Here is a 23,193-nt window from a genome sequence, read left to right on the forward strand (position 1 = left end):
CAGACCGGAGCATGCCTCAACACGGTATACTCCCGCTCTTTTTTCCGGAGCGACGTCATGTCCCTGCCTAGCTTGCGCCTCAAAGTCAACGCCGACCGTCGCCTGCGCGCCGGCCACCTGTGGGTCTATAGCAACGAAATCGATGTCGCCACCACACCTTTGCACGGTTTCAAGGCTGGTGATCAAGCGGTTCTCGAAGCTGCCGGCGGCAAGCCGCTGGGCATCGTCGCGATGAGCCCGAACAATCTGATCTGCGCCCGTCTGGTGTCGCGCGACATCAAGCTGCCGCTGGACAAATCCCTGCTGGTGCATCGTCTGAATGTCGCGTTGTCGCTGCGCGAGCGCCTGTTCGACAAGCCGTTCTATCGTCTGGTCTACGGTGATTCCGATTTGCTGCCGGGCCTGGTGGTTGACCGTTTCGGTGACATTCTCGTAGTGCAAATCGCCTCGGCGACCATGGAAGCGCACAAAGACGACGTGATCGCCGCGCTGACCCAAGTGCTCAAGCCAAGCGGCATTCTGTTCAAGAATGACTCGGCCGCGCGCGACGCCGAAGGCCTCAATCGTTACGTCGAAACCGTATTCGGCCTGGTGCCGGAGTGGGTTGCGCTGGAAGAGAACGGCGTGAAGTTTGAAGCCCCGGTCATCCAGGGCCAGAAAACCGGCTGGTTCTACGATCACCGCATGAACCGCGCGCGCTTGGCGCCATACGCCAAGGGCAAGCGCGTGCTCGACCTCTATAGCTACATCGGTGGCTGGGGCGTGCAGGCTGCCGCATTTGGCGCCAGCGAAGTGTTCTGCGTCGATGCCTCGGCATTCGCCCTCGACGGTGTCGAGCGCAACGCCGCCCTGAACGGCTTTGCCGACAAAATGACCTGCATTGAAGGCGATGTCTTTGAAGCCCTGAAGGAATTGAAGGCCAGCGAAGAGCGTTTCGACGTAATCGTTGCCGATCCGCCAGCGTTCATCAAACGCAAGAAAGACATGAAAAACGGCGAAGGTGCCTACCGTCGTCTGAATGAGCAAGCCATGCGCCTGCTTAACAAGGACGGCATTCTGGTCAGCGCTTCGTGCTCGATGCACCTGCCGGAAGATGATCTGCAGAACATTCTGCTGACCAGCGCCCGTCACCTGGATCGCAACATCCAGCTGCTGGAGCGCGGCGGTCAGGGCCCGGATCACCCGGTGCACCCTGCGATTGCCGAGACCCGCTACATCAAGAGCATTACCTGCCGTCTGCTGCCTAACAGCTGATTGCCAATTGACGGGGAGCCCAATGGCTCCCCGTTTGTTGGGCTCACATCCAAATCGCCGCACCGCTCAACCGTTTCGCGTTTCACTTCCCACGTCTGTCTTCCTCTTGAAGTGCAGGAAAATTCCTTACGCCATTTAATTATAAAACTTCTTCCCACAAGTTAATGATCGGCTAAAGATACGTCCGACAAAATTACTGGAATATTCCTACTTAATATCCGCTTGCCAATAACTCATTACAAACTATGATTGAGTTGTCACCACGAGGTGGCACTAAATCAATGAACAAGGAGTTCACGTCATGAAAGTTATTAAAATGGAAGGCAACACCCTCGCAAACCTGGCATTCCTGGTAGCACCTAAAGCCCGCTAAGCAAGGTTAGACGCCGGATAGTGCCGGCAATCCGGCGTCTTTATGGTCTTTCAACCAGAGCGAGTGTCAAACATGCACATCAATCCTTATCTATTCATATTGCCGCGCTCGCCTGCACAAATAGTGTGGAATTACAAAGATCATGTTCAGCATGAACTTGATTCCGTGTACGCACTGCGCCTTGGCCAACTTATCACCAACCCCGAACTGTTCGACAGCGAAAATACGATAGACATTCAACTATTGAATGCGGGAATAGTAACTGCTTCAACACCAAAAGATATTCCGTGGGGCTGGGACGAACTTTCAAAGATCTATCATATCGGCACCCAGAACATTCCTTGCAAACATATTCCGCAAAACATCAACGAGTGGACCCGTGAATATCTGCATCACTGTAACGATGTTTTGACTGGCCCCTTGCCCGACGCCGGGCGCGCGCTCGACGCCTCAGTCACGCGTATTGTCCTGCCCACTCCGACAACGCCCGTTCATGACAACCTCACCTACTCCCTGACCCAGCGCAAGACCTGCCGCTCCTTTACCGGCGCAGCAATTACGCTTAACGATGTGAGTTCATTGCTGTATCTGTCATTCGGTTATCTGCGCGAGCGCGACAGTTCCTGCGACAGCATTGCCGAAGGCTTTGAGGCCCGCCGCAGCAGCCCCTCCGGAGGCGGTCTGAATGCCTGCGAATGTTTTTTGCTGGCGCAAAACATTGAAAATCTCGAAGCCGGCATCTATGCCTACCACCCCGCCGAACATGTTCTGAGCCAGGTAAATCCGCTACCGCAAACGCCGCTCGGGCAATTGCTGGGCGGGCAGCACTTCATCAACAACCTGCCGCTGGGCCTGTTCATCACTGCACGCTTCGACAAATTGTGGTGGAAGTATCAACACTCCCGCGCCTATCGCATGGCTTTCATCGAGGCGGGCCACCTGTCGCAGACCTTCCAGCTGGTTGCTACAGCGCTGGGTCTCAATACCTGGCTGACCGGTGCTTTTGCTGACGATCAGGTCGAATCGCTACTGAAGATTGACGGCAGTGCCGAACAACCATTGTTTTTCGTCGGCTGCGGCGAAAGCGACGGCCACGCGATGTGTCAGGAAATGCTTGAGTTGCTGCGTGAGGCGCAGCCATGACCGCCTCCCCTGTTGAACGGGACGAAGCTGCGGTTTCCTGGGCTCAGCGTTTCACCCTTGGCGACTGGAACCGCCGCGCCGCCGTGCGCATCAGCGCGCACGATTACCAGCTGCCCGACGACCTCCAGCAGCAACTGCTGACCCGTCACTGGTTTCCGCCCGCGTTTCTGCCGTATCTGCAACACCCGGCCATTGTCGCTGCGAGTCGTGAGACGGTCCATCGTCTGACCGCTAATCATCTGGTGCACTTTCTCGACTACACGACGCTGCTGGAACACCGCGTCGTCAATCGTGCCGTGGAAGTGATCGTCCATGGTGAGCTGCCCGCCTTCGTTCCTCCACGCATGAAAACCGCTGCGCTGCAGCTCTACACGGATGAGGGTTATCACGCGCTGTTCTCCAATCGCCTTGCCGAGCAGATCGCCGATCTTTATGGCTTTGCCAATCGGCCGGTGATGCCGCAGCGGATCAGCCGTCTCCACGCGCTGATCAACCGGACCCGTGACAGCGACCGCGCGCTGGCATGGTTTCTAGTTGGATTTGTCTCCGAAACGATCATTGCCCGTGAGCTGCTCGATGTCTGCCGCGACAGTCTGGTGTCGAGCGTCAACGACATGCTGCGCGACCATCTCACCGACGAAGCCCGGCACAGCCGCTACTTCGCCGAGGTGTTCCATTACCTGTGGCTGACCCTGAACAGCCGTCAGCGCAACTTCGCCGCCAAAACCCTGCTGAACGTCATCGAGATTTTCTTCGAGGTCGATGAGCACTGGTTGCGACAAAGCCTTCTCAGCAATGGCATCGCCGAGGCAGCCGTAGACGAAATTTTCGCCGGCCTGACCGATGTGCAAGCCAAACGCCTGCGCACTCGAAGTGGCGCCACGGCCACCCTCGCCGCGCTGAAAGCCGCCGGTTTTTTCGCATTGGCCAACAACCGCAAACTCTTTTCCAGAGCAGGACTGTTCGATGAATGAAGCAAAACCTGTGATCACGACCCAGCAGCGACGCGGGGCGGTCGGGCTGTTACTGGCGATGATCCTGCTGGGCGTGTTTCCGCTGGATGTTTTGCTTCCCTCATTTCCAGCCCTGGCCGAACACTTTCGCCGCAGCCCGGCGGATATCGCGCTATCGGTCAGCGTATTCGCCGTCGGCATCGCATTCTCTCAACTGCTGATCGGTCCGCTTTCCGATGTGATCGGCCGCAAAGGCTTGGTCCTCGCTGGAATGAGCGTGGCGATACTCGGCGCAATCGGTTGCACGATATCCAGCGATTATTCGCTGTTCCTCGCCTTTCGAGTGATGCAGGCATTGGGCTGCGGCTGCTTTGTCCTGTCTCAGGCATTGGTACAGGATCTGTTCGAAGGCGAGGAACGTGATCGCCTGCGCATCCTGATGGTCACGGCGACGGGGATCTTCATTTCGATATCGCCATTGGCCGGCACCTTCCTGCAGGCCAGCCTCGGCTGGCGCGGCAGCTTCTGGGTGTTTGCCGCACTGGCTGCGGCGGTGCTGATCAAAGCGTGGCTGTTCCTCGACAACGGACGGCCTGTCGCCGGTGACAAGCGTCTCTCATTTTTCAAGGCTTACCGATGGGTGCTGGGGGATTTCGACTTCGTTGGCCTTTGGCTGATATCAGCATTCGCGTTTGCCTGCCACTTTTCCTTCATCGTTATTTCGCCGTTGATTTTCATGGACCAATTGCAGCTGTCGGCTTACGAGTTTTCCCTGATCCTGTTGATTTATGGCGCTGCCTACATCGTCGGAGGTCTTGTCGCCTCGACGTTGAGTCGGCGCATTTTGCCCGGTCAGCAGATCGTCGCCGGACTCAGCCTGATCCTGCTGTCGGGTCTGGTCATGCTGCTCCTTTGCGCGAACTTCGAACTGTCAGCCGCCACCGTGCTGATCCCGATGTTGATCTGCACCGCCGGCACCACCATCGCGCGTCCCGCCGCCACATCCCGCGCCATGGGCCTTTTTCCTGATAACGCTGGCACCTCGGCCTCGGCGGGCAGCACGATCATCTTCATCTGCGGCGGATTGATCAGCGCATTGATCAGCCTGAGCCCGGCCAACCTTCAGACCACGCTGGGCTACTGCTTCGTCGCGCTCAGCGGCGTGGCGCTGCTGATCAACAAGTGCATCAGTCGCCGTGTCGGTACGTTTGAAGCTGCGAACACATTGCGCCACGAAGCCGATTGAAGCTGCCGGTCGTCATCCCACGCACACCGTCGGGCCTGGAACAACGCGTTGCGCCATTCCCTCCAGACGCCAGCGGTGTAGAATCGCTTCATTCATCGCCATTCATCCCCGGCGGGTTTACGAGCTCAAGCTGAGACCAGCGGCGATCCCGCAACGTCATCGGCAACTTCCGGACACACGGCCATTGCTGAGTGTTCCAGACGTCAATAGAAGCTCTCTCCCCTTTAGCACCTGATTAGTAAGTGATTAGCCGCCCGGAGTGTTCCATGCCAGATTACCGCTCGAAAACATCCACCCATGGCCGCAATATGGCCGGCGCCCGCGCACTGTGGCGCGCCACCGGGATGAAGGATGACGACTTCAAAAAGCCGATCATCGCCATTGCCAACTCGTTCACTCAGTTCGTACCGGGCCATGTACACCTGAAAGATCTGGGCCAACTGGTCGCCCGCGAAATCGAACGCGCCGGCGGTGTAGCGAAAGAATTCAACACCATCGCCGTGGATGACGGCATCGCCATGGGTCACGACGGCATGCTGTATTCGCTGCCGAGCCGCGAGATCATCGCCGACTCCGTCGAATACATGGTCAACGCCCATTGCGCCGACGCCATTGTCTGCATTTCCAACTGCGACAAGATCACCCCCGGCATGCTCATGGCCGCCCTGCGCCTGAACATTCCAGTGATCTTCGTTTCCGGCGGCCCGATGGAAGCCGGCAAGACCAAACTTGCTTCCCACGGCCTCGACCTGGTCGATGCCATGGTGATCGCCGCCGACTCCAGCGCTTCTGACGAGAAAGTCGCCGAGTACGAGCGTAGCGCCTGCCCGACGTGCGGTTCGTGCTCCGGCATGTTCACCGCCAACTCGATGAACTGCCTGACCGAAGCGCTGGGCCTGGCCTTGCCGGGCAACGGTTCGACCCTCGCCACTCATAGCGATCGCGAACAGCTGTTTCTGCAGGCCGGTCGCACCATCGTTGAACTGTGCAAGCGCTACTACACCGAGAACGACGACTCGGTGCTGCCGCGCAATATCGCCAACTTCAAGGCGTTCGAGAACGCGATGATGCTCGACATCGCCATGGGCGGGTCGACCAACACCATCCTGCACTTGCTCGCTGCCGCTCAGGAAGCCGAGATCGATTTCGACCTGCGCGACATCGACCGCCTATCGCGCAGCGTGCCGCAGCTGTGCAAAGTCGCGCCGAACATCCAGAAATACCACATGGAAGACGTGCACCGCGCCGGGGGTATTTTCAGCATCCTCGGTTCGCTGGCGCGTGGCGGTCTGCTGCACACCGACCTGCCGACCGTGCACAGTCGCAGCATGGAAGAAGCCATCGCCAAGTGGGACATCACCCAGACCACTGATGAAGCGGTGCATCACTTCTTCAAGGCGGGTCCTGCCGGTATTCCAACGCAGACCGCGTTCAGCCAATCGACACGCTGGGAAACCCTGGATGACGACCGTGAAAACGGCTGCATCCGCAGTTTCGAACATGCCTATTCGCAAGAAGGCGGCCTGGCGGTGCTGTACGGCAACATCGCGCTGGACGGCTGCGTGGTGAAAACCGCCGGTGTCGATGAGTCGATCCATGTGTTTGAAGGCAACGCGAAGATCTTCGAAAGCCAGGACAGCGCCGTACGCGGCATCCTCGCTGACGAAGTGCAGGCCGGCGACATCGTGATCATTCGTTACGAAGGCCCGAAAGGCGGCCCGGGCATGCAGGAAATGCTCTATCCGACCTCGTACCTGAAATCCAAAGGCCTGGGCAAAGCCTGCGCCTTGCTCACCGACGGCCGTTTCTCCGGCGGTACTTCGGGCCTGTCCATCGGCCACGCTTCGCCAGAGGCCGCGGCCGGTGGCGCGATCGGTCTGGTGCAGGATGGCGACAAAGTGCTGATCGACATTCCGAACCGCTCGATCAACCTGTTGGTCAGCGACGAAGAACTGGCGGCACGCCGTGCCGAGCAGGACAAGAAAGGCTGGAAACCGGTGGAGATCCGTCCACGCAAAGTCACCACCGCACTCAAGGCCTATGCCCTGCTGGCGACCAGCGCCGATAAAGGTGCCGTGCGTAACAAGGCGATGCTTGACGGTCTGTAAGCCTGAAGCATCGAACAAAAAATGCCCCGCCAAGTGCGGGGCATTTTCTATCTGAAGAATCAACACTGATCCCTGTAGGAGCTGCCGGAGGCTGCGATCTTTTGACCTTGCGCTTGAAACAAGATCAAAAGATCGCAGCCTTCGCCAGCTCCTACAGGGAATTGTGGGGTTACTGGATTTCTTCTGGCTTGACGATCACCCAGTTTTTATCCGCCGTCACCGGCAAACCTTCCTTCGCCTGCGCCGCTGCGTGCTTGGCCATCATCCCGTTGATCTGGGTCATATACTTGTCCTTGCGGTTGATCCACAGGTGGATACCGCCCTTGGCCACGTCGACATCATGGAACAGCATGTAGCCGTCGCTGGTTGGCGTATCGCCACCGACCAGCACCGGTTTTTTCCACTCGTCGATGTACGTGAGGATCGCCGCGTGCTTGCCGGCCATCCACGTCGCTGGCGTCCACAGGTACGGCGTCAATTCGAGGCCGAGGTTGGCTTTCTCGTCATATTTGCCAGCGGTGATCTGTTTGCGCGCGGTGGTCAGCTCGCCGGTCTTTTGATCCTTGAGCAACAGCGAAACGCCGATAACGTTCTGCGGTTTGACGTTGTAGCCGTACTTCGGATCCGCCGCGACCATGCGCACCAGTTCTTCCGAGGCAGCGGTCATCACGTAAACCTCGATGCCGTTCTCCATCAATTTGTTGTACAGCTCCTGCTGACCGGTGAAGATTTTCGGCGGGTTAACGTCAAGCTTCTTCACCACATCGCCTTCGTAATACGTGGCCGGCACCGGTTTGCCCGAGGCCATCATCTCATCGACGTAGCCCTTGAGTTCCTTGAGGGTGAAGCCGGAGAACACCTGCGCCACCCACGGATAGCAGACCATGTCGTCGACTTCGCAGAGGCGATAGTAGTAACTGAACAGGCTTTCCTGGTGGTCGGCGGTGTCTTTGAACGGCATCAGCTTGAGCGAAGGATCGAGTTTGTCGCGGGTGATCAGGCCCTTGTTTTCCATGAATGGCAGCAAGGATTCTTCGAGGTCGTAGCGGTAACTGGTGTTGTCCATGTCGAACACCGCGTAGTTACCCTTGTTGGCGTTGGCGGCGATCATCGCATTCAGCGCCTTGGCCTGATCGGCCGGCCAGTGCTTGAGGTCCGTGGCAAAGGCCTGACCAACGAGGCCCGCCGCCAGTGCAACAGCCAACAACGTGCGTGCAATTTTCATAGCGCTACTCCCCGATGCAAAGAGTTCGACGCTAACAAATAAGTGTGACAACCCTCGCCTGTCAGCGACCGCGTACGTCCCCTGCGCGCCAGATGCATTGCCGACAGCGACACGCGCTTATTCCAAAAGCGACGGACACCCTGCGATTTCGGTATTAATTCATTGCAAATCAAGCTGTTAGGCTTGCCGGTTCGCAGTTGCCCAAGAATGCGACTGGCACAAGTCTTATGGAGTTTTCATGAATCTGCCGCTGATCCTCAATCTGCTGGTGTTCCTCGCCCTGCTGTTCGGTCTGGCGCAAACCCGTCACACCTCATGGAGCCTGGCGAAAAAAGTCCTGCTCGCGCTGGCCTTCGGCGTGGCGTTCGGCGTCGCGTTGCATACGATTTACGGTGCCGGCAACCCGGTCCTGAAAGCCTCGATCGGCTGGTTCGATCTGGTCGGCAACGGCTATGTGCAGTTGCTGCAAATGATCGTCATCCCGCTGGTATTCGCTTCGATCCTCAGTGCGGTGGCGCGTCTGCATAACGCCTCGTCGCTGGGCAAGATCAGTTTCCTGACCATCGGCACGCTGCTGTTCACCACCGCAATCGCGGCGCTGATCGGCATCGGCCTGACCAACCTGTTCGGCCTCACCGCTGAAGGCCTGGTCGCCGGCACTCAGGAAATGGCCCGCCTGCAAACCATTCAGAACGACTACGCCGGCAAGGTCGCCGACCTGAATGTGCCGCAATTGCTGCTGTCGTTCATTCCGCAGAACCCGTTTGCCGACCTGGCCCGGGCCAAGCCGACTTCGATCATCAGCGTAGTGATTTTCGCCGCGTTCCTTGGCGTCGCTGCGCTGCAACTGCTCAAGGATGACGTGGAAAAAGGTCAGAAAGTGATCAACGCCATCGACATCCTGCAAGCCTGGGTGATGCGTCTGGTACGGCTGGTGATGAAACTGACCCCGTACGGCGTGCTGGCGCTGATGACCAAAGTGGTCGCCGGCTCTAATCTGCAGGACATCATCAAACTCGGCAGTTTCGTCGTAGTGTCATACCTGGGCCTGGGCCTGATGTTCGTCGTGCACGGCGTGCTGGTGTCGGCCGCCGGAATCAACCCGCTGCGCTTCTTCCGCAAGATCTGGCCGGTGCTGACCTTCGCGTTCACCAGCCGCTCCAGCGCGGCGACGATTCCGCTGAGCATCGAAGCGCAGACCCGTCGTTTGGGCATCCCGTCGTCGGTCGCCAGTTTCGCCGCCTCGTTCGGTGCGACCATCGGCCAGAACGGATGCGCCGGTCTGTACCCGGCGATGCTGGCGGTGATGGTCGCGCCAACGGTCGGCATCAACCCGCTCGATCCGCTGTGGATCGCGACTTTGGTGGCGATTGTCACGTTGAGTTCGGCCGGTGTGGCCGGGGTCGGCGGCGGTGCAACGTTTGCCGCGCTGATCGTGCTGCCGGCGATGGGTCTGCCGGTATCTTTGGTGGCGTTGCTGATTTCGGTCGAGCCGCTGATTGATATGGGCCGTACGGCGTTGAACGTGAGTGGTTCGATCACGGCCGGCGCGATTACCAGCCAGGTCATGCAGCAGACCGATAAAGCACTGCTGGATGCGGATGAGCATGCGCAGCTAGTCAGCTGAAGCTGCAAGCTGCAAGCCAAGAGCCAATCAGCTTTTACTTGCAGCTTGTAGCTTGAGGCTTACAGCTGCTTTTTCTCCCAGACTTCGAAGCTGTACGCCGGCTTATCTTCAACCGCCGGGTTTTCAACGTTGGAAACCAGCGTCCACTCGCTCAAATCAAACTCCGGAAACCACGCATCGCCTTCCGGGCTCAGCGCAACGCGGGTCAGGTACAAGCGATCAGCCTGCGCCAGTCCCTGCGCGTATAACTGCGCGCCGCCAATCAGCATCAGCTCATCAACGCCCTGCGCCTTCGCCCATTCCTCGGCCCGCAGCACGGCGGCTTCCAGCGAAGGATAGACCTCGGCGCCTTCGAGCTGCAGATCAGGCTGACGGCTGACCACGATGTTCAAGCGTCCCGGCAGCGGCCGACCAAGCGAATCCCAGGTTTTGCGACCCATGATGATCGGTTTGCCGAGGGTGGTCGCCTTGAAGTATTTGAAATCCGCCGGCAGGTGCCAGGGCATGCTGTTGTCGACGCCGATCACGCGGTTTTCACCGAGGGCTGCGATCAGGCTGAGGGGGAGTGATTTAGTCATGCCGGCGAGGATACCAGAGCCGTACGTACCCCGATAAGCGCCACAGCGGTTATGCTCAGCGCTCGATTAAAGCGACGGGATGGCGCGTGACAGACCTGACTCCATTGCAAAACCTCTGGCTGACCGAGACCGTGCGCCTGCGCGAAGAACATGCCGGCCCTCTGGATGATCTGGAAGCCAATCGCCTGGCCCGCACGGGCGGCGGCGATCTGCCCGGCCGGATTCAGCGCCGGGCGCTGTGGCTGGCCGAGCGTGACGGGCTGACCGCCGCACTCAGGCACTGGCTGCAGGGCGCGCGCCTGGCGCTGGCGCTGTTGATGATCTTCGCCGTGTTCAGCGGTGCCGGCCTGGCCTTCGCCGCACTCGGGCAAACACCGGTGAATGTGTTCTGGGCGCTGGGCAGTCTGCTCGGGATCAATCTGATTCTGCTGCTGAGCTGGGCGCTGGGCTTGATTTTTGCCGGCGAACACGGCGCCACGCTTGGCCGTTTGTGGCTATGGCTCAGCGAGAAACTCGCCCGCGATGCCAAAGCCGCGCAACTGGCACCGGCGCTTTTGCTGATGTTGCAACGCGACAAACTCAATCGCTGGGCGCTCGGTACGCTGGTCAATGGCTTGTGGTTAATCGCGATGCTCAGCGCATTGATCTTGCTACTGACGCTGATGGCGACGCGGCGCTACGGTTTCGTCTGGGAAACCACCCTGCTCGGCGCCGACACTTTTATTCACCTCACCCAAGCCCTCGGTTATCTGCCGTTGCTGCTCGGCTTCAACGTGCCAACCGAGGCGATGATTCGTGCCAGCGGCGATGGCGCACTCAACATCGAAAGCGCCCGTCAGGCTTGGGCGACTTGGCTGGTCGGTGTGCTGGTGGTGTATGGCGTGCTGCCGCGTTTGCTGCTGGCGCTGTTTTGCTTCTGGCGCTGGAATCGCGGCAAAGCCGCGCTGCGTCTGGACTTGAACCTGCCCGGCTACGCGCAATTGCGCGAGCGGCTGATGCCAACCAGCGAACGCCTCGGCGTCAATGACCCGGAACCGGCGCAGCTGCATCGCGTCGAGAGCGGCGTCAGCGAATTGGTCAGCGAAGGCGCGTTGCTGGTGGCGATCGAACTCGACGAGCAGCGCCCATGGCCACCCGCGTTGCCAAAAAATGTCAGCAATGCCGGCGTCCTCGACAGCCGCGAATCACGCCATAAACTTCTCGAGCAGTTAAGCCGTTTTCCCCCGGCGCGTCTGGCGATTGCCTGCGATCCGCGGCGCTCACCGGATCGCGGCAGCCTCGCCTTGATCGCCGAACTGGCGCGCAGCGCGGGCGAGACGCGGGTCTGGCTGCTGCAAGCACCGCCCGGTGAAGCACTGGACGGCGACCGCCTCAGCGACTGGCACGTCGCGTTGCAACAGTTGCAACTGCCGTTCGCCGCCTGCGCACCGATGAACTGGCTGGAGAATGGCCATGACTGATGCCCGCAAAGCGCCGCTGAAACTGGCAGTCGTCGGCCACACCAACGTCGGCAAGACCTCGCTGCTGCGTACGCTGACCCGCGATGTCGGCTTCGGCGAAGTCTCCCATCGTCCGAGCACCACACGGCATGTCGAAGGCGCGCGGCTGTCGGTAGACGGCGAGCCGTTGCTGGATTTGTACGACACACCTGGACTGGAAGACGCCATCGCCCTGCTGGATTTTCTCGAGCGCCTGGAACGCCCCGGCGAACGCCTCGACGGCCCCGCCAGACTGGCGCGGTTCCTCGATGGCAGCGAGGCGCGCCAGCGCTTTGAACAGGAAGCCAAGGTGCTGCGGCAACTGCTCGCCTCCGACGCCGGTCTGTATGTGATCGACGCCCGAGAACCGGTTCTTGCCAAGTACCGCGACGAACTGGAAGTGCTCGCCAGTTGCGGCAAACCGCTGTTACCGGTGCTGAACTTTGTCAGCAGCGCCAACCATCGCGAACCCGACTGGCGTGAAGCGCTGGCGCGGCTGGGGCTGCATGCGCTGGTGCGTTTCGACAGCGTTGCGCCGCCCGAAGATGGCGAGCGGCGCTTGTACGAAAGCCTCGCCCTGCTATTGGAAAACGCCCGCCCGCAACTGGAGCGGTTGATTGCCGATCAACAGGCGCAGCGCTTGGCGCGTCAGCAAAGTGCAGCACGGTTGATCGCCGAATTGCTGATCGATTGCGCCGCCTGCCGACGCAGCGTGGTCAGCGAGGCGGAGCAGGAACAGCAGGCGATCAGCGATTTACGCAAGGCGGTTCGTCAGCGCGAACAGAAATGCGTCGAAGCGTTGCTCAAGCTCTACGCGTTCCGCCCGCAGGATGCAGCGGCGAGTGATTTGCCGCTGCTGGACGGGCGTTGGGGCGATGACCTGTTCAACCCGGAAACCCTTAAGCAGTTGGGCGTGCGGGTTGGCGGCGGCATCGCTGCCGGCGCAGCGGCCGGGGCCGGCGTGGATTTGCTGGTCGGCGGGATTACTCTTGGTGCAGCGGCGCTGGCGGGGGCGATTGCCGGCGGCGCGCTGCAAACGGCGCGCAGTTATGGCAGTCGGTTGCTCGGCAAGATCAAAGGGCAGCGGGAACTGACGGTGGATGACGGCGTGTTGCGCTTGTTGGCGTTACGCCAGCGCCAGTTGTTGCTGGCGCTCGATCAGCGCGGGCATGCGGCGATGGACGCCGTTCAAGTGGCGACGCCTGTGGATAAAACCTGGCGCGAGGGCAAGTTGCCCGAAGCGCTGAACAAGGCGCGGGCGCATCCGCAGTGGTCGTCGCTGAATCCGCAGGCGAAATTGAATCAGGCGGAAAGGCAGGAGCAGGTTGAGGCGTTGGTTGATCGGGTGCTTGAGCTCTAGATTGCTACCCCCTCACCCCAGCCCTCTCCCCCAAGGGGGCGAGGGGGAAAGGGAGCCGATCTGCGTGGTTTTCAAACCTGAGTTCGACTGGATATCTCAGGTCGGCGCATGACCAGAGAACGACTCGGTCGGCTCCCTCTCCCTCCGGGAGAGGGCTGGGGTGAGGGCTGCAATCACTCAGCCGACAACAATTTCTCAGCCTTGCGCGTTAACACACTCAGATCCATCAGCGGCACTGCAACCTCCTTCGCCAACTCATCCCAGCGCCGCATGCGCAAACTCAGCGCACACAACGGATCAGCCTCGAACGCATCCGCCTCAGCCTCGCTCATCACCCCGCCTTGATATTCCAGCGTTCGCCGGCTCGCCTCACTCAATCGCTCGAAATACCCCGGCTCGCGCAACGTCAGATACCGCTTGGCCTGCACGTGATATTCCACCAGCCGCGCCAAGCGCTCGCTGAAACCCGCCTCACGCAAATAGTCCGCGCCGAGTCGCTCATGGCTGACCACACCGTAACCGCCCATGTTCTCTGCGCCCTCGGCACACAGGTGGCCGATGTCATGGAAGAACGCCGCCAGCACCACTTCGTCATCACAGCCTTCGGCCATCGCCAGCTCGGCGGCCTGGGACATGTGTTCGATCTGCGAAACAGGCTCGCCGATGTAATCGCAGCTGCCGAAGCGTTCGTACAAGCCAAACACCCGCGCCACAACCTGTTCGTGATTCATGCTTCCTCCCACAGCTGCGCGATGTTGCGCTCGGCCAGCGCCGGGCCGACGCTCATGCCGACGCCGCTGTGCATCAGCGCCGCACTCAAGCCCGGTGCCGGGCGCAGGAACGAAAATGGCCCCGGCCCCCGAGCACCATAGACGCCCTGCCAGCGCTCGACCACGTGCACCCGGCAACCCAGCGTCTGCTCCGCCAGCTCGAGCATCCAGTTATCAACCTGCTCGGCGTTGAACGGCGAGGCATCGCTGCCGTAGTGGTGGGAGTCGCCGATGATCAGTTCGCCATAAGGCGTCGGACTGATCAGCAAATGGATGCCATTGGCGTGCAGGTGCGGTTGCTCACGGATGATCTGCGCCTGTACCGCCGCTGCTTCCGGTAAATCGGCGAAGGCGCCGTAGTGCACACAGCTCAACCCGGTGAGCACGGCGTGTTGCAGATTCAGCTCCGATTGCGGTTTGGCGCGGAGCATTTGCAGGCGGCAGATTTGCGGCTCGAGTGCGGCAATCGGCCCGGCCAGCAAGGTCTGATAATCGTGGCCGGAGCAGACGATGATTTGCTTGGCGGTAAAACTGCCCGCGGTGCTGTGCAGATGTCCCGGCTCTACGTCGCGCACCAGCGTGGAAAAGTGGAACTCGACGCCGAGGTCGCGGTGCAAATAATCGATCAGCGCCGGAATCGCTTCACGCGAATACAGCTGTTGATCGTCAATGCCGTGGAGTGCGGCGCGGTGATGGCTGAATTGGCCGCCGTAAAGATCACGCAGCGCGGCACCGCGCAGTAGTTCGACGTTGTAGCCATGCTCGACCGCGCGACCGGTGCAGAAGGCTTCGAGCAGATGCTCTTCGGCTTCATTGCGAGCAAACAAATACGAGCCATTGCGCTTGATCTGCAGGCCGGCAAGTTGCGCCCAATCGCCCCAGATTTCCCGACTGGCCTTGGCCAGTTCGAGCATCGTGCCGGGGGGCTGGCCGGTGACCAGCGCTTGGCCAAAGTTGCGCACCGAAGCGCCCAGCGGTGTGGCGGTGCGCTCGAACACGGCGACTTTGAGACCACGTCTGGCCGCGGCATAGGCGTGGGACAGGCCGAGGATGCCGGCACCGACGATGAGCAGGTCTTTGGGTTGTGTCATGTAGAGGTGCTCTGAATGAAGGATAGCCATCGCTGGCAAGCCAGCTCCCACAGGTATCGAGGTGTCACAAAATTCGTATTCACCGCAAAACCCTGTGGGAGCTGGCTTGCCAGCGATGAGGCCCTGTCAGTCGATAAAAATCTTACTTGGCGACAACTTTCTCGGACTTGCCGTCATACCGCTTGCGCCATTCAGCCAGAATTTCGTCGCGATTCTTCGAGGCCCAGGCAAAGTCGTTCTTGATCAGGCGCTGTTCGTAATCGGCTGGCAATTCGGTCTGCGGCTTGGCGATGCCTGGTTGGGCGAGCACGGCAAAGTTCTCTTTGTACAAATCCATCGCCTCGGCGCTGGCCGAGAAATCCGCCAGTTTCTTCGCCGCTTCTTCGTGCGGCGTGCCCTTTATCACCGCTGTCGCTTCGATCTCCCAGCCCAAACCTTCCTTCGGCAAGATGATGTCCAGCGGCGCGCCCTGACGCTTCAACTGTACCGCTGGATATTCGAAGGAAATGCCGATCGGAAATTCGCCCGCCGCCGCCAGTTTGCAAGGCTTGGAACCAGAGTGGACGTACTGGCCGATATTCTGGTGCAAGCCATCCATGTATGCCCAGCCCTGCTGCTCGCCAAAGGTTTGCAGCCAGGCACTGACGTCGAGAAAACCGGTGCCGGACGACGCCGGGTTGGGCATGACGATCTTGCCTTTGTACTCAGGCTTGGTCAGATCCTGCCAGCTCACCGGCTTGCTCAGGCCCTGCTTCTCGGCCTCTACGGTGTTGAAGCAAATGGTCGCGGCCCAGACGTCCATGCCGACCCAGGCGGGCGGGTTGGCGGCGTCGCGGTAGTTCGCACCGATCTTGCCCAGATCCTTTGGCGCATAGCTTTGCAGCATGCCTTGCTGGTCGAGAATCGCCAGGCTCGACGCGGCCAAGCCCCACACCGCGTCCGCCTGCGGCCGGGCTTTTTCGGCGAGCAGTTTGGCGGTGATGATCCCGGTGGAATCGCGCACCCATTTGATCTCGACGTCCGGGTTGGCCTTTTCGAAGGCTTCCTTGTAGGATTTCAGTTGCTCGGCTTCGAGGGCGGTGTACACCGTCAACTCGGTTTTTGCCGCGAAGGCATTCAGGCTGAAAGTCGCGAGCACAGCAGCGGCCAGGGCCATAGGCTTGAACATGAGCGTTTTCCTGTAGATGAGTTGAACGGGTTGGCAATCAATGACCGGGCGCGGTTTGCCGCCAGGCCTGGGAACGGCGCAGCAAGCCGCGCGAAGCCCAGGCCAGCAGCAGCGACACGCCGGCTGAAGTGAACAGAATCAGGGTCGACATCGCTGCCGCACCGCCGACGTTGCCGGCGTCATCCATGTTCAACACCGCCACCGCCGCGAGGATGGTGTCGGGGCTGTAGAGGAAGATCGCTGCGGAAACCGTGGTCATCGCCGATACGAACAGATAGCGCACAATGTCCAGCAACGCTGGCAGGCAGATCGGTACGGTGACGCGCAGGTAGTGGCGGTACAGCGGCGCTTTGAGCGACAGCGCGGCGGCTTCGAACTCGGCGTCGAGCTGGCGCAGCGCGGTGGTCGCGGTCATTTGTGCGGTGGTCAGATAGTGCGCAATGGTGCAGACGATCAGCAGCGTCATCGTCCCGTAAAGTACGTGCAGCGGGTTGCCGGTGAGGTTGAAGAAGAAAACGTAACCCAGACCAAGCACCAGCCCCGGCACCGCCATCGGCACGAAACTGAGCATGCGTAACGCCAGGTTGAGCCCATGCTGAGTGCGGGTTTTCTCCATCAGATAAGCGCCGGTGAAAATCAGCACGCTGCCGATCAGCGCTGTCCCCAAGGCCATTTTCAAACTGTTGCTGTAAGCGAGCCAGCCACCGCCAGCGGTTTCGTTGAACTGATAATGGTTGAGCGACAGCGACAGGTTGTATGGCCAGAACTTCACCAGCGACGAGAACACCGCCATGCCGAATACCAGCAGCAACGCGGCGCAGATCAGCAAAACAATCGCTAGATAACCAGCGTCGCGCCATTTCGATGGCTGCGGCTGGAACACCTGCGCCCGTCCGCTCATCGAGTCGCCGTGGCGACGACGCAGCCAGGCATCGACGCCGAAACTGAACAGCGCCGGCAGCAACAGCACCATGCCGATCAACGCGCCGCGCCCGAATTGCTGCTGGCCGACCACAGCTTTGTAGGCCTCCAGCGCCAGCACCTGGTAGTCGCCACCGACCACCACCGGTACACCGAAATCAGTGATGGTCAAGGTGAACACCAGACAGAACGCGGCGAACACTGCCTGGCGAGTCGCCGGCCAAGTGATGCTGCGAAACGCCTTGGCCGGGCTGGCGCCCATGCTCGACGCCGCATCGAACAACCGCGCATCGGCCAGCGATAACGCCGAGAGCAGAATCATCAGCGCATGCGGAAAGGTGTAAATCACCTCACCGAGCACAATTCCCCAGAAACCGTAGATGTTGTCCGAGAGAAATCCACGCAGCATGCCTTGGTTGCCGAACAGATAGACCAGCGCAATCCCCGGCAGCATCGACGGCGCCATCAGCGGCAGCAGGGAAATCCCGCGCCAGATGCCCTTCGCCGGAATCAGCGTACGTTGCAGGGCGTAGGCAAACAGGTAAGCGAGCGGTACGACGATGGCGGCGACGCTGAGGGAAACCTTCAAACTGTTGCCGAGCAACCAGTGGAAATTAGCGCTGGTCACCAGCTCTTTCGCCGCGAGCCAGCCGCCGCCCTGCCCCGCGTCGTCGCTGAAGCCGCGCCAGAAAATCGCCAGCAATGGCAAGAACACCGCGAGGCCGAGCAACAACAGCAGAACGATTTTGCCGCCGACCACGAACAAGCGATCGCCGATCTCGGCACGGGAAGTCTGCCGTAGCTGCTTGTCCGGCAGCGGCAAGGCGATCCCGGCGCTCATCAGGCGAACACCTGCAGGCTGCGCGGCGGCAAGGCGACCATGATCTGCTGCGCGCCAAGGCGTGGCATGGCTTCCGGGGCGAGCTCGGCGAGCAGCGCATGGCCAGGCAGTTGATCGAGTTCAAAGCTCATGCGGCAGCGGTTGCCGAGAAAGGTGATTTCGCGAACCCTGGCCGGAAACAGGTTTTCTTCGTGCACCAGCGGATTGACGTTGATCGCCTCGGGACGACAGAACAGGCGACCCGACGCGCTCTGCACGCTGCCATCGGCCAGGCGCAGATTGATCCCTCCAACCTGGGCGTGGCTGTCACTGCTGCGCTGAAACGGCAGCCAGTTGCCCTGCCCGACAAACTCGGCGACAAACGGCGTCGCCGGGCGGTTGTAGATTTCCTGCGGCGTGGCGTATTGCTCGACGCGACCGTTATTCATCACCGCAATGCGATCCGCCATCAGCATGGCTTCGTCCTGATTGTGCGTAACCATCAGCGTGGTGATGCCGAGGTTGCGTTGCAGCTGACGCAGCTCGGTGCACAAATGCTCACGCACCCGAGCGTCGAGGGCTGACATCGGTTCATCCAGCAACAGCAGAGACGGGGCCGGCGCCAGAGCCCGCGCCAGTGCCACCCGCTGTTGTTGCCCGCCGGACAATTGGCCGGGGTACTTTTTCTCACTGCCAATAAGGCCGACCAGTTCCAGCATCTGACGAACACGACGGCGCACTTCGTCGCGACCACTGCCGGCGAGGCCGTAGGCAATGTTCGCTTCGACGGTCAGATTGGGGAACAGCGCGTAGGACTGGAATAAAATCCCGTAGTCGCGGGCCTGCGGCGCGAGGTGCGAGACGTCGCGATCGCCGAGGTACAACTCGCCGCTATCCTGTTTTTCCAGCCCGGCGATGCAGCGCAGCAGCGTGGTCTTGCCACAGCCCGACGGGCCGAGCAGGCAGACCAGCTCACCGGCGGCGACATCGAGGGAGACGTTATCCAGCGCAGTAAACGCACCGAAGCGTTTCTGCATGCCGCGCACTTTCATCGGCGCGCCGGGATTGGTCAGGGCAGTTGCGATGGCAGGATTCATGGAAAGACCTCATCAAACGGATGAGGCCAATCCTAGAGTTGTAATGCGTCCGTCATGTGGCAGCGAGGCAAAAACCGCTGATAGTGGTATTCGGGGATTTGGGTTCAAGATCAAAAGATCGCAGCCTTCGGCAGCTCCTACATTAGTAATGCGTTCCCACTGTAGGAGCTGCCGAAGGCTGCGATCTTTTGATCTTCAGGCGGGAGACATCTCTTGGGCCAAGCCAAGAAACGCCGCCGGCAACCGCGCGCCCTTCCTTTCCTTGAGGCAATACAGATACTCCGGAATCTGCGGTGCATTTTCGATGGTCAGTACGCGCAATTGCGGATCGTGCGGCACTTCCTGGCGCGCAATTATGCTGATGCCGATATTGCGCAGCACCGCCTCGCGAATCGACTCGCGGCTGCCGATCTCCAGCAACGGCCCGAAACTCACACCCGCGCTGGCGAGCAGTTCTTCAGTCAGCCGGCGCGTGGTCGAGCCCGACTCGCGCATCAACAAGGTGTGCCCGGCCAGCGCCGCCAACGCCACATGCTCCTGCGCTGCCAGTGGATGATTGCGATGCACCGCCAGTACCAGCGGATCCGTGCCCAGCACACGCCGAATCAAACGCGCGTCATCGAGCAACTGTGACGAAGCGGCGACATCAACGCGGTAGTCCTCCAGCGCTTCCAGCACCTGCTGCGAGTTGCCGATTTCTACTGACACTTCCACTTGCGGCAAACGCTCGCGGAAGGTCTTCACCAGATCGAGAATGTAATACGGCGCCGTCGCTGCGATGCGCAACGTGCCCTGCACCTGACCGCTGTTGCGCAGGAAAAACTCGATATCGGCTTCCTGCTGCAATAGCGTTTTGACCATCGGCAGCAACCGCGCGCCTTCATCGCTGACACTCAGACGCCGCCCGCCACGGTAGAACAACTCCACCGAATACTGGCTTTCCAGATTGCGGATCTGTGTGGTCACGGTCGGTTGGCTGAGGCCGAGTTTTTTCGCCGCCAGCGTGATGCTGCCCAAGCGGGCGACCATGTAAAACGCTTTCAGCTCGGCACTCAGCACAGCCAATCCTCAGGTTATTTGCGCAGCAGGCGCAAACCGTTGAACACCACCAGCAGGCTCACGCCCATGTCGGCAAACACCGCCATCCACATGGTGGCGAGCCCGGCGAAGGTTACCGCAAGAAAGATCGCCTTGATCACCAGCGCCAGCGCAATGTTTTGTTTCAGGATGCTCGCGGTATTGCGCGACAGACTGATGAATGCCGGGATCTTGCGCAGATCATCGTCCATCAAGGCGACATCGGCGGTTTCGATTGCCGTATCAGTGCCCGCGGCAGCCATCGCAAAGCCGATCTCGGCACGGGCCAATGCCGGCGCGTCGTTGATGCCGTCGCCGACCATACCTACCCGGTGGCCCTGCTTGTACAAATCTTCAATGGCTTGCAGCTTGTCGGTCGGCAGCAAATCGCCGCGCGCCTCGTCGATGCCGACCTGCGCCGCAATCGCCTGCGCAGTGTGAACGTTGTCGCCGGTCAGCATCAGGGTTTTCACCCCGAGTTCATGCAACTGACGAATCGCCTCGCGACTGGTCTCCTTGACCGTGTCAGCGACGGCGAACAGCGCCAGTGGGCCTGAGCTGTCGAGCAACAGCACCACGGATTTGCCCTGTTTCTCCAGGGCGAACAGCTTCTCTTCCAGTTGCGGCGAGCAAAGGCCCAATTCTTCAACCAGACGATGGTTGCCCAAGTGATAAGTCTGGCCGTTGATGTCGCCTTTGACTCCACGGCCGCTGAGCGCGGCGAAGTTATCCACACTGAACGCGGCGAAGTTTTTGTCCACAGCAGCGTTGGCGATGGCCAGCGACACCGGGTGATCAGAGCGTCCGGCCAACGCAGCGGCGATGGCCGGTGCCGTGGCATCGGCAGTCGGCTCGAGCGACAGGTAATCGGTCTGCACCGGTTTGCCGTGGGTGATCGTGCCGGTTTTATCCAGCGCCAGATAATCGAGCTTGAAACCGCCTTCCAGGTACACGCCGCCCTTGACCAGAATGCCTTTGCGCGCCGCCGCCGCGAGGCCGCTGACGATGGTCACCGGGGTGGAAATCACCAATGCACATGGGCAGGCGACCACCAGCAGCACCAGCGCGCGGTAGATCCAGTCGAACCAAGCGGCGCCCATGAACAACGGTGGAATGATCGCCACAGCCAAGGCAAAGACAAACACCACAGGCGTGTAGATTTTCGAGAATTGATCGACGAAGCGCTGGGTCGGCGCTCGTGCACCCTGGGCCTGTTCGACGGCGTGAATGATCCGCGCCAGAGTCGAGTTGTTGGCCGCTGCGGTCACCGTGTATTCCAGCGAACCAGCCTGATTGATGGTGCCGGCGAAAACCTTGTCACCAATGGTTTTTTCAATCGGCAGACTTTCGCCGGTGATCGGTGCCTGGTCGATGGTCGAGCTGCCGCTGACCACGCTGCCGTCCAGCGCAATGCGCTCGCCGGGTTTCACCCGCACGCGGGCGCCGAGTTCGACGCTTTTCACCTCTTGTTCGCGCCAGTTGCCATCGGCCTGCAACACCGTGGCCTGCTCGGGGGTCATCTGCATCAAGCCGCTGATTGCATTGCGCGCGCGATCCAGCGAGCGCGCTTCGATCAGTTCGGCGACGGTGAACAGGAACATCACCATCGCCGCTTCCGGCCACTGGCCGATGAGGACGGCACCGGTCACGGCGATGCTCATCAGCGCATTGATGTTGAGGTTGAGGTTCTTCAGGGCGATCCAGCCCTTTTTATAAGTGCTCAGGCCGCCGCTGAGGATCGACACCAGGGCAACGATTGCCACCACCCAGTCCGGCGCGGCGCTGGTGAAGTGGATGACTTCGGCGGCCAATGCAGTCAGGCCAGACAGCGCCAGCGGCCACCAGTGTTTCTTCACCGGCGGAGCATCTGGCGCTTCGGCGCCCGCCTCCAGCGGTTCGGCACGCATGCCAAGAGATTTGATCGCTGCGGTGATTGGCTCGGTGCCCGGCAGGTTATGGGTGACGCCGAGTACGCGGTTGATCAGGTTGAATTCCAGTTGCTGCACGCCGGCCATTTTGCCGAGCTTGTTCTGGATCAACGTCTGCTCGGTCGGGCAATCCATCGCCTCGATGCGGAAAGTGCTCAGTCGCGCATCGGCGCTGGTCGTTTCGCTCAACTGCACCAAGGCAGGTGCGGCGGCTTTCGACGAGCAACAGGAATCTTCGTGCGAATGAACCGGGGCCGGCGCAGCTTTCGAGGCGCAGCAGGAATCGCCGCCGTGCTCATGTTTGTGCACTGGCTGCAATTTATGACCGTGATCGTGCCCGTCGCCGGGCTTGTGGGTGTGCAGGGAATCGCTCATTGGGTGCGTCCATGAAGGTGCCTGTTGCCAAGTAAAGACCCTGTAGCCACTATAGGGTCAAGCACCCTTTTGGAGATTGCCGCGATGAAAATTGGAGAATTGGCGAAGCTCACCGACTGCGCGGTGGAAACCATCCGTTACTACGAGCGCGAAAACCTGCTACCGGAACCGGCGCGCAGCGACGGCAACTATCGCGTCTACACCCAGGCCCACGCTGAGCGCCTGACCTTCATCCGCAACTGCCGCACACTCGACATGACCCTTGAAGAAATTCGCAGCCTGCTCGCCCTGCGCGACAGTCCGCAGGATCAATGCGAGAGCGTCAATGCGCTGATCGACGAGCATATCCAGCATGTGAAGGCGCGGATTGACGGGTTGCTGGCTTTGCAGACACAACTGCTCGACCTGCGCCAACGCTGTGGCGAAGGCCCGGATGCTGAACAGTGCGGGATTTTGCAGCGGCTGGAAGTGAGTGGCGGCGTTGTTGCGACCGAAGTCGAACACTCCCATGTGGGCCGTAGCCACGGCCACTGAGCCCTGCACAAAACCAAATGTAGGAGCTGCCGAAGGCTGCGATCTTTTGATCTTGCTGTTTATAAGA

The 23,193-nt window shown here is 60.4% G+C and carries 18 protein-coding genes; 9 read left to right on the forward strand and 9 right to left on the reverse strand.

From position 1 onward, the window contains the following. Positions 1-57: 57 nt before the first annotated feature. The 5 genes from EL257_RS25890 to ilvD all read left to right on the forward strand — a co-directional run bounded on the left by EL257_RS25890 (position 58) and on the right by ilvD (position 7,077). Positions 58-1,254, forward strand: coding sequence for a class I SAM-dependent rRNA methyltransferase (locus EL257_RS25890; protein ID WP_126367375.1), 1,197 nt, complete (start codon positions 58-60; stop codon positions 1,252-1,254). Between the two features lie 445 nt (positions 1,255-1,699). Further along, on the forward strand, positions 1,700-2,770 hold the full coding sequence (locus EL257_RS25895) for a SagB family peptide dehydrogenase (RefSeq protein WP_126367377.1): 1,071 nt from the start codon (positions 1,700-1,702) through the stop codon (positions 2,768-2,770). Further along, positions 2,767-3,744 (forward strand): diiron oxygenase, encoded by a 978-nt coding sequence (locus EL257_RS25900; protein WP_126367379.1) that lies wholly within the window; start codon positions 2,767-2,769, stop codon positions 3,742-3,744. The genes EL257_RS25895 and EL257_RS25900 overlap by 4 nt, the downstream gene beginning before the upstream one ends. Continuing rightward, positions 3,737-4,969 carry an MFS transporter gene (locus EL257_RS25905; RefSeq protein WP_126367380.1) on the forward strand — a complete coding sequence of 411 codons (1,233 nt, stop codon included), beginning with the start codon at positions 3,737-3,739 and terminating at the stop codon, positions 4,967-4,969. Before EL257_RS25900 ends, EL257_RS25905 begins: the two co-directional genes overlap by 8 nt. Before the next feature lie 266 nt (positions 4,970-5,235). Continuing rightward, complete coding sequence (gene ilvD, locus EL257_RS25910) at positions 5,236-7,077, forward strand: dihydroxy-acid dehydratase (protein ID WP_126367382.1); 1,842 nt, start codon at positions 5,236-5,238, stop codon at positions 7,075-7,077. A 169-nt stretch (positions 7,078-7,246) separates the two neighbouring features. On the opposite strand, the gene EL257_RS25915 is transcribed toward ilvD, so the two are convergent. Next, positions 7,247-8,302 carry a haloacid dehalogenase-like hydrolase gene (locus EL257_RS25915; RefSeq protein ID WP_126367384.1) on the reverse strand — a complete coding sequence of 352 codons (1,056 nt, stop codon included), beginning with the start codon at positions 8,300-8,302 and terminating at the stop codon, positions 7,247-7,249. Positions 8,303-8,540: 238 nt separating this feature from the next. Between EL257_RS25915 and EL257_RS25920 the strand changes: the two genes are divergently transcribed. Further along, positions 8,541-9,929 carry an L-cystine transporter gene (locus EL257_RS25920; RefSeq protein WP_126367386.1) on the forward strand — a complete coding sequence of 463 codons (1,389 nt, stop codon included), beginning with the start codon at positions 8,541-8,543 and terminating at the stop codon, positions 9,927-9,929. A 59-nt stretch (positions 9,930-9,988) separates the two neighbouring features. Here the strand turns inward: EL257_RS25920 and EL257_RS25925 are convergent, their stop codons facing one another. Further along, the gene (locus EL257_RS25925) at positions 9,989-10,507 is read right to left on the reverse strand and encodes a dihydrofolate reductase (protein WP_126367388.1); all 519 of its coding nucleotides are present in this window, start codon (positions 10,505-10,507) and stop codon (positions 9,989-9,991) included. 86 nt (positions 10,508-10,593) lie between these two features. Between EL257_RS25925 and EL257_RS25930 the strand changes: the two genes are divergently transcribed. Beyond that, the gene (locus EL257_RS25930) at positions 10,594-11,967 is read left to right on the forward strand and encodes a DUF2868 domain-containing protein (protein WP_126367390.1); all 1,374 of its coding nucleotides are present in this window, start codon (positions 10,594-10,596) and stop codon (positions 11,965-11,967) included. Continuing rightward, complete coding sequence (locus EL257_RS25935) at positions 11,960-13,345, forward strand: GTPase/DUF3482 domain-containing protein (RefSeq protein ID WP_126367392.1); 1,386 nt, start codon at positions 11,960-11,962, stop codon at positions 13,343-13,345. Before EL257_RS25930 ends, EL257_RS25935 begins: the two co-directional genes overlap by 8 nt. Positions 13,346-13,518: 173 nt before the next feature. Here the strand turns inward: EL257_RS25935 and EL257_RS25940 are convergent, their stop codons facing one another. From EL257_RS25940 to EL257_RS25970, 7 genes are all read right to left on the reverse strand, one after another. Next, a complete protein-coding gene (locus EL257_RS25940; RefSeq protein ID WP_126367394.1) occupies positions 13,519-14,076 on the reverse strand; it encodes a phosphonate degradation HD-domain oxygenase in 558 nt (185 codons plus the stop codon). After that, a complete protein-coding gene (locus EL257_RS25945) occupies positions 14,073-15,206 on the reverse strand; it encodes a TIGR03364 family FAD-dependent oxidoreductase (RefSeq protein WP_126367396.1) in 1,134 nt (377 codons plus the stop codon). The genes EL257_RS25940 and EL257_RS25945 overlap by 4 nt, the downstream gene beginning before the upstream one ends. 142 nt (positions 15,207-15,348) lie before the next feature. Then, positions 15,349-16,374, reverse strand: coding sequence for a putative 2-aminoethylphosphonate ABC transporter substrate-binding protein (locus EL257_RS25950; RefSeq protein WP_126367398.1), 1,026 nt, complete (start codon positions 16,372-16,374; stop codon positions 15,349-15,351). Positions 16,375-16,411: 37 nt separating this feature from the next. Further along, positions 16,412-18,136, reverse strand: a complete 1,725-nt coding sequence (locus tag EL257_RS25955; RefSeq protein WP_126367400.1) for a putative 2-aminoethylphosphonate ABC transporter permease subunit — start codon at positions 18,134-18,136, stop codon at positions 16,412-16,414. Next, positions 18,136-19,212, reverse strand: coding sequence for a putative 2-aminoethylphosphonate ABC transporter ATP-binding protein (locus EL257_RS25960; protein WP_126367402.1), 1,077 nt, complete (start codon positions 19,210-19,212; stop codon positions 18,136-18,138). Before EL257_RS25960 ends, EL257_RS25955 begins: the two co-directional genes overlap by 1 nt. Before the next feature lie 195 nt (positions 19,213-19,407). Further along, entirely contained in the window at positions 19,408-20,271 is an 864-nt protein-coding gene (locus EL257_RS25965) for a LysR family transcriptional regulator (protein WP_126367404.1), read from the reverse strand. A gap of 14 nt (positions 20,272-20,285) precedes the next feature. After that, positions 20,286-22,592: a heavy metal translocating P-type ATPase gene (locus tag EL257_RS25970; protein ID WP_126367406.1), complete on the reverse strand. Its 2,307-nt coding sequence runs from the start codon at positions 22,590-22,592 to the stop codon at positions 20,286-20,288. Positions 22,593-22,676: 84 nt separating this feature from the next. Here EL257_RS25970 and cadR point away from each other — a divergent pair, with 84 nt between their 5' ends. Beyond that, on the forward strand, positions 22,677-23,126 hold the full coding sequence (cadR, locus tag EL257_RS25975; protein ID WP_126367408.1) for a Cd(II)/Pb(II)-responsive transcriptional regulator: 450 nt from the start codon (positions 22,677-22,679) through the stop codon (positions 23,124-23,126). The last annotated feature ends 67 nt before the right edge of the window (positions 23,127-23,193 follow it).

It is taken from the genome of Pseudomonas fluorescens (genome assembly GCF_900636825.1).
In the GTDB taxonomy this organism is placed as follows: domain Bacteria; phylum Pseudomonadota; class Gammaproteobacteria; order Pseudomonadales; family Pseudomonadaceae; genus Aquipseudomonas; species Aquipseudomonas fluorescens_BG.

Bases quoted from the DNA above. Each gene is read 5' to 3' on its own strand.
- EL257_RS25890 (WP_126367375.1), top strand. From the start codon at position 58: ATGTCCCTGCCTAGCTTGCGCCTCAAAGTCAACGCCGACCGTCGCCTG.
- EL257_RS25895 (WP_126367377.1), top strand. From the start codon at position 1,700: ATGCACATCAATCCTTATCTATTCATATTGCCGCGCTCGCCTGCACAA.
- EL257_RS25900 (WP_126367379.1), top strand. From the start codon at position 2,767: ATGACCGCCTCCCCTGTTGAACGGGACGAAGCTGCGGTTTCCTGGGCT.
- EL257_RS25905 (WP_126367380.1), top strand. From the start codon at position 3,737: ATGAATGAAGCAAAACCTGTGATCACGACCCAGCAGCGACGCGGGGCG.
- ilvD (WP_126367382.1), top strand. From the start codon at position 5,236: ATGCCAGATTACCGCTCGAAAACATCCACCCATGGCCGCAATATGGCC.
- EL257_RS25915 (WP_126367384.1), bottom strand. From the start codon at position 8,302: ATGAAAATTGCACGCACGTTGTTGGCTGTTGCACTGGCGGCGGGCCTC.
- EL257_RS25920 (WP_126367386.1), top strand. From the start codon at position 8,541: ATGAATCTGCCGCTGATCCTCAATCTGCTGGTGTTCCTCGCCCTGCTG.
- EL257_RS25925 (WP_126367388.1), bottom strand. From the start codon at position 10,507: ATGACTAAATCACTCCCCCTCAGCCTGATCGCAGCCCTCGGTGAAAAC.
- EL257_RS25935 (WP_126367392.1), top strand. From the start codon at position 11,960: ATGACTGATGCCCGCAAAGCGCCGCTGAAACTGGCAGTCGTCGGCCAC.
- EL257_RS25940 (WP_126367394.1), bottom strand. From the start codon at position 14,076: ATGAATCACGAACAGGTTGTGGCGCGGGTGTTTGGCTTGTACGAACGC.
- EL257_RS25945 (WP_126367396.1), bottom strand. From the start codon at position 15,206: ATGACACAACCCAAAGACCTGCTCATCGTCGGTGCCGGCATCCTCGGC.
- EL257_RS25950 (WP_126367398.1), bottom strand. From the start codon at position 16,374: ATGTTCAAGCCTATGGCCCTGGCCGCTGCTGTGCTCGCGACTTTCAGC.
- EL257_RS25955 (WP_126367400.1), bottom strand. From the start codon at position 18,136: ATGAGCGCCGGGATCGCCTTGCCGCTGCCGGACAAGCAGCTACGGCAG.
- EL257_RS25960 (WP_126367402.1), bottom strand. From the start codon at position 19,212: ATGAATCCTGCCATCGCAACTGCCCTGACCAATCCCGGCGCGCCGATG.
- EL257_RS25970 (WP_126367406.1), bottom strand. From the start codon at position 22,592: ATGAGCGATTCCCTGCACACCCACAAGCCCGGCGACGGGCACGATCAC.
- cadR (WP_126367408.1), top strand. From the start codon at position 22,677: ATGAAAATTGGAGAATTGGCGAAGCTCACCGACTGCGCGGTGGAAACC.